This window comes from Vogesella mureinivorans (assembly GCF_007644035.1).
In the GTDB taxonomy this organism is placed as follows: domain Bacteria; phylum Pseudomonadota; class Gammaproteobacteria; order Burkholderiales; family Chromobacteriaceae; genus Vogesella; species Vogesella mureinivorans.
The window spans coordinates 1-401 of the sequence record NZ_VMTV02001108.1; the positions used below are offsets into that span (position 1 = coordinate 1).

Consider the following 401-nt stretch of genomic DNA (forward strand, 5'->3'; position numbering starts at 1 on the left):
CCTCGACCCGGCCGATGTTGAAGCGCAGGCCCTGCAGGCCGCCGAACGTCTGATCAGCCTGGGTCTGCACGAAATCCAGCGCACGCCCGCCGAAGCGGATCGCCTGGTGCAGGGCGCTCTGCTCCATCGCCTGCGCGCCCGAGGCATGGCCCGCCGTGCCCTTGAACTTCATCAGCACCGAGCTGATGCCGCGATGCGCCAGCACCGCCCGCGCCTGTGTGGGCTCGGCGACGATGGCTTCGACGAAGTCGTGGCCCTGGGCGAGGAAGCCGGCAATGCAGCGCGCGTCGTTGGCTTCTTCATCGGTGGTGAACAGGAAGGCTGCGTCGCCCTTAGTCTGTTCTGCCGCGGTGATCAGGCAGGCGGCCGCGCCCTTGATGTCGCAGGCGCCGAGGCCGATT

The 401-nt window shown here is 68.6% G+C and carries 1 protein-coding gene; it reads right to left on the bottom strand.

Annotated features, from left to right (window positions below; genetic code table 11):
* Nucleotides 1-401: M20/M25/M40 family metallo-hydrolase (locus tag FLQ44_RS22970; RefSeq protein ID WP_338117508.1), on the bottom strand; the 401-nt coding region annotated here is incomplete at both ends.